Origin of the sequence: Clostridium nigeriense, assembly GCF_050585245.1 — a bacterium.
GTDB lineage: Bacteria > Bacillota > Clostridia > Clostridiales > Clostridiaceae > Clostridium > Clostridium nigeriense_A.
In genome coordinates, this window is sequence record NZ_JBNOOF010000021.1 from 1 (window position 1) to 10,689 (window position 10,689).

A 10,689-nucleotide genomic window follows, 5' to 3' on the forward strand; every position below is an offset into this window, starting at 1 on the left:
CTGGTTTATTTTATACTTAACTTATATTCTGTTCAATTTTCAAAGACCATTTTTCTTCGTCGCCCTCAAGCGACTTCCTTATGTTATCATTTATCATTTTTCTTGTCAACATATTTTTTAAAACTTTTTTTGTTGACTAGAAAACCCGTTTCACAAGGAACGATTTACATATTATCATCTTTTCATACTTATTATTTCTATAAATATCTTTTTTATTCAATTTATATTATATTTCCTTCTTATTACTTTATTTTTTATAAAATTTCTCATAAAGATATTCTAGGTACCGTTTTTGCCTAAATATAATAAATATACTATTATTAAATATAGAAATTTAGTTAAAACTACTTTATGTTAATACAATAAAAATAATATTGAGGTGATTTTATGAAAAAGATATTAGATAATGACTGGCAAGATTTATTACAGGATGAGTTTGAGAAAGAGTATTATCAAACTCTTAGAAAGTTCTTGATTTCTGAGTATAAAAACAAAACTATTTATCCACATATGAATAATATTTTTAATGCACTAAAATTTACATCTTATAAAGATGTAAAAGTTGTTATTCTAGGTCAAGATCCTTATCATGGACCAAATCAAGCACACGGTTTATCCTTCTCCGTAAATAAAGGGATTAAAATTCCTCCTTCATTAGTTAATATTTATAAAGAATTACATGATGATTTAGGCTGTTACATCCCAAACAACGGTTACTTAGAAAGCTGGGCCAAACAAGGTGTATTATTATTAAATACAGTTCTTACTGTGCGAGCTCATGAAGCAAATTCTCATAGAAACATGGGATGGGAACAATTTACTGATAAAATAATATCAATACTGAATGATAGAAAAGACCCTATTGTCTTTATACTTTGGGGAAATCCTTCTATATCAAAGAAAAAACTAATAACAAATAAAAGACATTTAATAATTACATCCCCTCATCCAAGTCCCCTTTCTGCTTTTAGAGGTTTCTTTGGTAGTAAACCATTCTCTAAAACAAATAATTTTTTAAAATCTATTGACAAGATGCCAATTAATTGGCAAATAGAGAATATATAAAAAGGCACTAAACAAGTGCCTTTTTATATATTTCTATATTTTATCTTTTTATAAACTGAATATCCAAGTGAAGAAATTATCCCAATTACAGTACATGCTGAAAATGCTAATATTATATCCTCTACAAATATACCTAGAAGTATTCCTATTCCTGCTCCTAAAGCGATCCCCTTTGCCAAATAATCATAATCTTGATCTGATAAAATTAACTTTTCCAACTCCAATACACCCCTTTTATTAATTAAACCTGTTTATATTTATATTCTAATTCATACTTCTTAAATAATTCTTAACTAAAACTTAAAGTATGATTAATTCCTTATAACAATATTATAAATAATTTAAATTAACTTGTAAAGGGTTATTTTATACCTTATTATTTGTTTTTCTATATCTTTTATTGGATTTTGTAGTTTTTTTCTCTGTAATAAAAAAAGCTAACTAATTAAATTAGTTAGCTTTACCTGGTGGCTCGACCAGGAATCGAACCAGGGACACGAGGATTTTCAGTCCTCTGCTCTACCGACTGAGCTATCGAGCCTTGACGATATTTATTGTAATAAATTTTTAACAATATGTCAACGATTTATTATATATATTTTCAAATCTAAGTTATTTTTATTATTTTTATAAAATATAATAAACTATAACATTGTTCGGAGTGTATTATGAAATATATAATTTTTATCTTACTTATTTCATGTTTAGTCTTTACTTACTTTTATTATAACAAAAAAATAGAGTTATTAAGAAAGCAATTACTCATTACTAGAAATAAATACTCTGTAGTAAGAAATAAATATGATAATAGCAAAAAAAGCATAAGTAATTTATCTGTAAAATTTATTATACCTAGTTATAAAGGAGGCACCCTAAAAGCAAATTCTAGATTATATTTATCGCCCTTATTATCTTCAGAAATTTTAAAAGAAATCAATTATAGTACTGAGGTTGGAATTTTAGATTGTGCAGAGATAAATAATGAAACATGGTTTTATATCAATATTCCAAGTAGTAGTAATTTAAATTGCAGGGGATGGGTTAATTCTATGGATATTTCAATATTTTATAGTAGGTCCTCTTCTATATCTAAAGTAAATTAAAAAAGTTAGGAGAACTTATAGCTCCTAACTTTTTTTACATTGTAATTGCCATAATCACTATATATACTATTATAATTAATATGAATGGTATATCTATCACTTTCTCTTTTATATATTCCTCTTCTTTCAATATTTTTCCATCCCCTATTTTTCTTTTTTCATTTAATTTCTCTAGAGCATATATAATAAGAAATATAAAAATTGAAAATATTATAGCTATAAATCCATAAACTAATAAAAGTAACATCTTTTCTCCAAAAGATATATTTCTTAGTGTTAACTCTGTTGCCTCTGTTGCTATTGGTAAGCTATCTGATATTATTTTCGAAATTTTAGCCAAAGTTACAGAGGTACCATTAACAATAAAATGTATTATCATGGATGCATATATGCTATTTGTGATTCTAACTACTAAGGCAAAAATAAATCCTAAGACTGTAGCATATAGAAATTGTTGTGGATCTAAATGAAGTATTCCAAAAAACAATCCAGTCACTAAAGCTGCAACATATTTGTTTTTATTATTATATCCAGAAAGGACTATTCCTCTTATAGTAATTTCCTCTGTTATAGATGGTAAAAGTGCTACTAATCCTAATAACAATATATATGGTGTAGAAGTTATTTCAGAAATGAAGGAACCAACCTCATTGTTAAAGAAAAAGGTAGCTATTAATGAAAAGAAAGTCATAACTGGCTGAACTATAAACCCTAATAATATTATTAATAATGTATCTTTCCAATGTAACTTATTTAGTCTTAATGTATCCTTAAAGGATGATTTTGTTACTATTAGGTATATTATTGCTGGAATTAGAAATAATATTAGATGATTAAACAATAAAATTAGTCTTGTATCACTTAACCCAATAGTAAGATAAATAGGCCTCAAGGCATAAGGCCCAAGTACTTCTATAAGAAGTATAATTAAGAAGTATATATTTGCTTTAAAAACTTTTTTCATATTTCAATCCTTTCCTCAAAATATTTATATATTTTAATCTTATAGACTACTATTGTAGTCTATTTTTCTATAATATCAATTTTCTTGTAAATAATGTATAGGAATCTTACTTAATGTACATAATTATAAATGAAGCGAGAAAGTTTCCACAGTTAATCGCCTCTCCCCCATTTTATTTATATACGAAAATAATCCCCTAGGTGTTTTAACATAAGGGGATTATTTACTTTTATTTTAATAATTCCTTATTAATTCTTTTCTTAATATATTTAATGCATTCATAGTAGTTTTTCTTCTTACAGCTTCTCTATCACCTGTAAAATTAAACTTTTCTACAATTACATTCCCCTTTATATATATCCCAATATACACCAATCCAACTGGTTTTTCTTCAGTCCCACCACCTGGTCCTGCAATACCTGTAGTTGATATAGCAATATCTGTTTTAGCCTCCCTAGCTATACCTTCTACCATTTCCTTTGCAGTTTCTTCACTTACAGCGCCAAAAATTCTTAAAGTATCTTCCTTTACTCCCAGTCTTCTCATTTTAGATTCATTAGAATATGTAACTGCTCCTTCTTTAAACACCTCTGATATACCTGGATAAGATATCAAGGTTTCCGCTATCATTCCTCCAGTACAAGACTCTGCAGTTGATATACTTAATTTTTTATTACATAAAAGTTCTGCTACAACAGTGTCTAATGAAGTTTCTCCTTCTCCATATATATATTCTCCAAGAATAGATTTTATTTCTTCACATTTTGGATTTATTAAATCCTCACACTTTTCTTCACTTTTTTCTTTTGCTGTAACTCTTAAAGTAACTTCATAATCTTTAGCGTATGGTGCGACAGTAGGGTTAATGCTATTTTGAATTATATCATTTACTTTTTTAGCCATTAGACTTTCACCAATTCCAAATATCCTTAAAGTTTTAGATTTAATAACTTCTCCTGTTATATCTGAAAGATATTTAACCACATGATTAGTAAACATTGATTTCATTTCTTTTGGTGGCCCAGGTAATATAATTAGTGTCTTATTATTTTCAGATATTATTGCACCTGGTGCAGTTCCTTTTTCATTAGGCAATATTATTGCACCCTCTGGAAAATATGCCTGATTCTTATTAGCCTCTAATACCTCTTCATCTTTAATATCTAAGTAATTTTTTATCCAATCTAATGAAGGCTCATGAAGTATCATTTTTTTATTGAAATATTTAGCTCCAAGCTCCTTAGTTAAATCATCTTGAGTTGGTCCTAAACCTCCTGTTGTTATTATTATATCGCATCTATTAAAAGCTTCATTAAAGGCCTTTAATACCCTTTCTTCATTATCTCCAATAACACATTGATGATATACATCTATACCTAAATTTGCAAGTTCTTTAGCTAAAAACTGTGCATTAGTATTTACAATATCTCCTAACAATAATTCTGTTCCAATTGATATTAATTCTGCTTTCATATTTTCCCTCCTAAATATAGATTATATTTAATATTTTACCATAAATTAATAAAAGGCAAGTAATTAATTAAAATGAGACCTATATAAATAGTAAATTTCTATTATATGGTCCCACTTTAAATTTAATTAATGCCATTATTACTCTTTTTTACTTGCATTTATATAGTATTTTCCATTAACATCAATACCCTCATTAACTATTGAAAACTTACTATCTTTAAGCATAGAAGTTATAATATTTATATTTTCCTTCTCATCATTTCCTAATGTTATTGTAAAATTATCCTTAATATCTACAACACTCATATAATCAAATATGTTGCTATACTCATCAAGTCCCAATTCTCCATTTATATCCATCCTATAATCTGGCATAGTATTCCTCCTAAGCTTATTCTTCTGTAATCAAAATTCAATATATATTATTTTTTCTCAGAAAATACTATTTATACGCCTTATTTGTAGTTATTTTTTCCCAATATCTTCAATTATTTTTTTAGTCTCTGATTCTGAAACCTCTTCATATCTTTCAAATTCACTTGTAAAATTTCCTCTTGCTTGAGTCATAGATCTTAAATCTGTAGTATATTTAAACATTTCCGATAAAGGAACCTCTACACTTACTTTTTGTAATCTCCCATTTTGCTCCATACCTAATACTCTACCACGCCTCTTATTGATATCTCCTATAATATCTCCCATATATTCATCAGGAACAAATATTTCAACTTTCATTATGGGTTCTAATAATATTGGTTTTGCTTGCTCCAATCCTTTTTTATATGCAATGGAAGTTGCCAATTTAAATGCCATTTCTGATGAGTCTACTGGATGGTATGAACCATCATGTAAAGTTGCTCTTAAACCAACCACTGGATATCCAGCTAAAACTCCCTTATCCATACATTCTCTTAATCCCTTTTCAACTGCAGGTATAAAGTTTCTTGGAACAACTCCACCTACAACATTATCCACAAATTCTAAATCGCTTTCTCCATCACTTCTTGGCTCAAATTTAATCTTTACATCTCCATATTGTCCATGCCCACCTGATTGCTTTTTGTGCTTTCCTTGAACATCAGCCACTCCTTTTATTGTTTCTCTATATGGCACCTTTGGAGTTCTTAAAATAACTTCAGCTCCAAATTTATTTTTCAATTTACTTGCAATAACTTCCAAGTGAATTTCTCCAACTCCTGAGATTATAGTTTCTGCATTTTCAGTATCTCTTCTTAATGTAAAGGTAGGATCCTCTTCTAATAACTTTTGAAGAGATGCTGATATTTTATCTTCATCTCCCTTGGCTTTTGGTAATACAGCCATTGAAATATTCGGTTTAGGGAAATTCATCTTATCATAAATTACCTTATTATTAATATCACATAAAGTATCTCCAGTTTCAGTATATTGTAATTTTGCAACTGCAGCTATATCTCCTGCTACTACTTCCCTAGTAATAATTTGACTCTTTCCTCTCATAAAGAATATATTAGCTAATTTTTCTGTCTTATCTTTATTACTATTGACTACCGATATTTCATTAGATAATTTGCCTGTAATAACTCTAAATAATGAAATCTTTCCTACGAAAGGGTCAGCAATAGTTTTAAATACTAAAGCTGAAAATGGTTTATCCTCATCAAGCTGTATGAAAACCTCTTCATTACTTTTAACATTAATGGCCTTTTGTGGAATTGAATATTTAGGTGATGGAAAACACTCTACTACGTCTTCAAGAAAACATCTCATTCCTATTACCTTTAATGCACTACCGCACATCACAGGTGCAATATCTCCACTTGCACAGCCCTGAATCAGCCCATCATATATTTCTTGATCACTTAATTCACCTTCACTAAAATATTTATCTAATAATTCTTCATCAGTCTCGGCAACAGCTTCCATTATCATTTTCTTACATTCATCTATCTTTTCTAATAAATCTTCTGGTACATCTACTTCTTTTATCTCATCAGTTTTACTATCATGTACTCTAGCTTTCTTAGATATTACATTAATTACACCTTTAAAGTCATTCTCTATCCCAATTGGATATTGAACAGGCACAATACTAATTCCAAATGTTTCTTTTAACTGAGCTAATGTTTTATCATAGCTTGCATTCTCTCTATCTAATTTATTTATAAAAAAGGTTCTTGGCAACTTAATTTTATCACAATAGTCCCAAGCTTTTTCTGTTCCAACTTTTACACCTGATACTGAAGATACGACTATTGTAGCTACATCTACTGCTCTCATACCCTGTATAAGCTCTCCTGAAAAATCAAAATATCCTGGTATATCTACTAAATTAATCTTAGTATCATTAAACTCTATTGGTGTTATAGAAGTAGACAAAGATATTCCTCTCTTTTTTTCTTCCGGATCAAAATCTGATACTGTTGTTCCTTCTTCAACTCTACCTAGCCTATCTGTATTCCCAGTATGAAATAATAAGGCCTCGATTAAAGATGTCTTACCTGATCCACCATGTCCTATTAGACCAATATTCCTTAAGTTTTTTATCGTATAACTTTTCATACTAACTCATAATACTTTAATAAATATTATGATTCCACCTACCTTTCATTTAAAATCTGATTAGTTTTTGAATCAATGCATTTATTGTAATGCCTTTTAAACTCTTCAGTATATAAATTTAAAATCTCTGTGTTTATAAAAAATTATCTTAAGTAATCTCTAGTCTAAATTTATGTTAATTATAGAATAACCTAAATAAACTCCACTTTTTCAGATATTTAATTTGTTATTCACATGATATTAATATTATTTTATTCATTTGTAATATAAATAAGTACCCCAAACTCAATATCCTTTTAATATCTTAATTTTAGACACTTCAAATTTTTTTAATCAATAAAACGCATGTACAATAAGTTTATACTATTATAAAAATTAATAAATAGCTTAAAAATATCTAATATAGGTTATACTTATTATTAAACTATACATATGTTATCTTTTTGTTTTTTTTGAAAATCTGTAAATATATTATTCATACAAGGAGGTTATTTAAATACTTGCATTTAAAATTATTGTCCTTATTTCATTTATAATCAACTTATTTATTATTTTTATAATTATCCTATTTGGTAAAAAAAGACCCGAAAAAACTTTGTCTTGGATGTTAATTTTAATTATTCTACCTCCTATCGGTTTAATACTATTCATATTTTTAGGAAGAAACTGGAAGGTTAATACTCTTGATAAAAAATCAAAAGAGAGGGCAATTAATTTAACCACTTTCAATCTACTGAAAGAAAATGAAATATTAACAGAATATAAGTCGCTTATTACTTTATTAGCTTCTAATTCATATTCGCCATTATTTCTTAATAATGAAATTACCATACTAGATGGTGGTGTAGAAAAATTTGAAAGAATGAAAGAAAAACTTCAAGAAGCAAGTGATCATATACACCTTGAATATTATATAGTTAAAAATGATAAAATTGGAAATGAAATAAAGGATATATTAATACAAAAAGCTAAAGAAGGAGTCAAAGTAAGATTTATAATAGATAAGGTTGGCTCTATAAAACTCAATCATAAATACATTAAAGACTTAAAAAAGGCTGGAGTAGATGTTGTTTTTTATTCTTATGTATTAGCTCCTCTCTTAAGATTTATAAACACACAAATTAATTATAGAAATCATAGAAAAATCGTTATTATAGATGGTAAAGTTGCTTTTTTAGGTGGAATTAATATTGGTGATGAATATTTAGGATTAGGTAAACTTGGTGATTGGAAGGATTGTCACATAATGATTGAAGGTGACTGTGTACTTGGCCTACAATCAGTATTCCTGGATGACTTCTCTAGTATAAAAAAATATAATAATGAACAAATATCTGTTTTGAGCAATGTAGAAAACTACTTTAAGAATCATAGTTTTAATGGAAATATACCTATGCAGATAATTAGAAGTGGCCCTGATTCAGAATTTCCTAGTATTATGCAAGCTTTAATTAAAATTATTAGTAGTGCTAAAAAATCTATAAATATAATCACGCCCTACTTTATTCCTTCAGAAGGTCTGATGGATTCATTAAAAATTGCTGCTTTAAGTGGAATAAAAATTTCATTAATTTTTCCTGAAAAAGCGGATCATTTTACAGTAAATAGAGCTTCTCAAACCTATTTATCAGAGTTAAAAAAATCCGGGGCAAATATCTATATGTATAATAAAGATGCCTTCATACACTCAAAATTATTAACAGTTGATGAAAAAATATGCACAATTGGTACTGCTAATATGGATATTAGAAGTTTTGAATTAAACTATGAAATTAATAGTGTTATCTATAATGAAGATATAACCAGAGAACTTGATAATATATTTAAAAACTTACTTAAAAATTGCAGAAATTTTAATTATAAAGAATATGAAAATAGATCTATATTAACTAAGCTTATAGATGGGATTTCCAGACTTTTGTCTTCAATATTATAAAGACCAGTATTTAGCTGGTCTTTAATCTTCTAACTTTAACTTTTTCTATTAATGTAGCAATAATATAGCCTAATACACCTCCTGATGTGTCTATTAACACATCTTTAAAAGCCATTACTCTTCCAGGAATAAAATATTGGTGCAATTCATCTGAGCAAGCATATAAGAATACAAAAGCTATTAAAAGAATCCTTGCCCTATTATTATTAACATAATATCTAGTTACATTATACGCTAATAAAAATAGTATCATATACTCAGAAAAATGAGCTGTTTTTCTAACTACTAAAGTTGCAAGCTCTCCAAAATAATCGTTTAATTCTATTCCAATTAAGCTAAATATTTTTATTACTAACTCACTTTGTCCACTAGAAATTTCTCCTGGCTGATGAGACATTATAAAAATTAACGACATCCATGCAATTAAAATAATCCACGATATTATCTTTTTGTTTTTCTTCATAACCCTCTCCCTATGTTTATTAAAATATTAGTCTTTTTCAACTAAATATCTATTTATATAAGCAAGTGATTGCTCTAAAATATTTTGACTTCTTTCTAAATCTTTAACATTTACTTCTAAATTGTATATTCTTTGCTCCACTAAATTCATTATTTGCTTTATGTCATTAAGTAGTTTTGCCTCATAAGATACCTGAACACCATCAGAATCTACATAAAGTTTTTCTGGTATTTCTCCACAATTTGAACACTTTAAATAAACATTATTTTTATCTAAATCTCTATAAACTTTGAATGTATCATTATTGCAACTAGAGCAATTTGGTAAGATTATATAATCATTATTACTTACATCTATATTATATCTAGATTCACATTGAGCGCAAATTAAATTTAAATTATCTTCTCCACTTTCTAAATAGAATCTGTTACCACTACAACCGTCTTTTTCACATACAAAAGTTCTTATCATTTTTACTCCCCCTCTTTAATTAGAAAGATACTATTCCTTTACAATTAATATGCTATAGTAGAATAAATTATTCTTAGAATAATTTATTCTACTGATAGAGAGGAAAGTAAAATAGACCTAAACTTATACTTTAGGCCTATTAAATATTAACATCCATTTCTTTTATTTCATCTTCTACTTCTTTTATAAGCTCGTCTATCCTATTTGTATTTTTACCTGCTAATACTAATTCCCTTTTTTCTAGTTTTAAATTTATTAGTTTTTCCTCTAACTCATCCTTTTTGCCCATACCAACACTCCCCATCTAAGGATAAGACCTTAAAACTTTTACATTTTATATTAAACAACTTATTTATATATTAATTATATATTATTTTATATTTTATTCCTAATTAAAAATTTAGAAATTTTTTAAATTTTTTCGACATATTTAGTTGTTTACTACATTATATTACCATCCTTATTAATAATTTACTAATTTTCGATTATATATGAAGCTATACTATACTCATATTACTTTTCTAATTTATTATAAGGTTATTCACAAGGTAATATCTTTATAATTTTCTAAAAAGTAAAAAAAGAAGTTATGTTACCATAACTTCTTGGTGGAGGTAAAGGGATTCGAACCCTTGACCCCTTGCGTGCAAGGCAAGTGCTCTCCCAACTGAGC

At 27.4% G+C, this 10,689-nt stretch carries 11 protein-coding genes and 1 tRNA gene; 3 read left to right on the plus strand and 9 right to left on the minus strand.

What is annotated here, in order from left to right:
* Positions 1–387: 387 nt before the first annotated feature.
* The gene (locus ACQPUY_RS17265) at positions 388–1,065 is read left to right on the plus strand and encodes a uracil-DNA glycosylase (protein ID WP_430843227.1); all 678 of its coding nucleotides are present in this window, start codon (positions 388–390) and stop codon (positions 1,063–1,065) included.
* A 23-nt stretch (positions 1,066–1,088) separates the two neighbouring features.
* Here the strand turns inward: ACQPUY_RS17265 and ACQPUY_RS17270 are convergent, their stop codons facing one another.
* Together ACQPUY_RS17270 and ACQPUY_RS17275 are read right to left on the minus strand one after the other, a co-directional pair.
* Complete coding sequence (locus ACQPUY_RS17270; RefSeq protein ID WP_430843229.1) at positions 1,089–1,283, minus strand: hypothetical protein; 195 nt, start codon at positions 1,281–1,283, stop codon at positions 1,089–1,091.
* 247 nt (positions 1,284–1,530) lie between these two features.
* A tRNA-Phe gene (locus tag ACQPUY_RS17275) sits at positions 1,531–1,606 on the minus strand.
* A gap of 127 nt (positions 1,607–1,733) precedes the next feature.
* On the opposite strand from ACQPUY_RS17275, the gene ACQPUY_RS17280 reads away from it, so the two are divergent.
* Positions 1,734–2,168, plus strand: a complete 435-nt coding sequence (locus ACQPUY_RS17280) for a hypothetical protein (protein ID WP_430843231.1) — start codon at positions 1,734–1,736, stop codon at positions 2,166–2,168.
* Positions 2,169–2,202: 34 nt separating this feature from the next.
* Here ACQPUY_RS17280 and ACQPUY_RS17285 read toward each other — a convergent pair whose 3' ends face one another.
* From ACQPUY_RS17285 to fusA, 4 genes are all read right to left on the minus strand, one after another.
* Positions 2,203–3,132 (minus strand): lysostaphin resistance A-like protein, encoded by a 930-nt coding sequence (locus ACQPUY_RS17285; RefSeq protein WP_430843233.1) that lies wholly within the window; start codon positions 3,130–3,132, stop codon positions 2,203–2,205.
* Between the two features lie 234 nt (positions 3,133–3,366).
* Entirely contained in the window at positions 3,367–4,605 is a 1,239-nt protein-coding gene (locus tag ACQPUY_RS17290; RefSeq protein WP_430843235.1) for a competence/damage-inducible protein A, read from the minus strand.
* A gap of 138 nt (positions 4,606–4,743) precedes the next feature.
* Complete coding sequence (locus ACQPUY_RS17295; RefSeq protein WP_430843237.1) at positions 4,744–4,980, minus strand: hypothetical protein; 237 nt, start codon at positions 4,978–4,980, stop codon at positions 4,744–4,746.
* Between the two features lie 90 nt (positions 4,981–5,070).
* Positions 5,071–7,146 (minus strand): elongation factor G, encoded by a 2,076-nt coding sequence (gene fusA / locus ACQPUY_RS17300; protein WP_430843239.1) that lies wholly within the window; start codon positions 7,144–7,146, stop codon positions 5,071–5,073.
* A gap of 496 nt (positions 7,147–7,642) precedes the next feature.
* Between fusA and cls the strand changes: the two genes are divergently transcribed.
* The gene (cls, locus tag ACQPUY_RS17305; RefSeq protein ID WP_430843247.1) at positions 7,643–9,082 is read left to right on the plus strand and encodes a cardiolipin synthase; all 1,440 of its coding nucleotides are present in this window, start codon (positions 7,643–7,645) and stop codon (positions 9,080–9,082) included.
* A 10-nt stretch (positions 9,083–9,092) separates the two neighbouring features.
* Here the strand turns inward: cls and ACQPUY_RS17310 are convergent, their stop codons facing one another.
* From ACQPUY_RS17310 to ACQPUY_RS17320, 3 genes are all read right to left on the minus strand, one after another.
* Positions 9,093–9,545, minus strand: coding sequence for a VanZ family protein (locus ACQPUY_RS17310; protein ID WP_430843241.1), 453 nt, complete (start codon positions 9,543–9,545; stop codon positions 9,093–9,095).
* Positions 9,546–9,572: 27 nt separating this feature from the next.
* Positions 9,573–10,016 (minus strand): hypothetical protein, encoded by a 444-nt coding sequence (locus ACQPUY_RS17315; protein WP_430843243.1) that lies wholly within the window; start codon positions 10,014–10,016, stop codon positions 9,573–9,575.
* 139 nt (positions 10,017–10,155) lie between these two features.
* Positions 10,156–10,305 carry a hypothetical protein gene (locus tag ACQPUY_RS17320; protein WP_430843245.1) on the minus strand — a complete coding sequence of 50 codons (150 nt, stop codon included), beginning with the start codon at positions 10,303–10,305 and terminating at the stop codon, positions 10,156–10,158.
* Between the last annotated feature and the right edge of the window lie 384 nt (positions 10,306–10,689).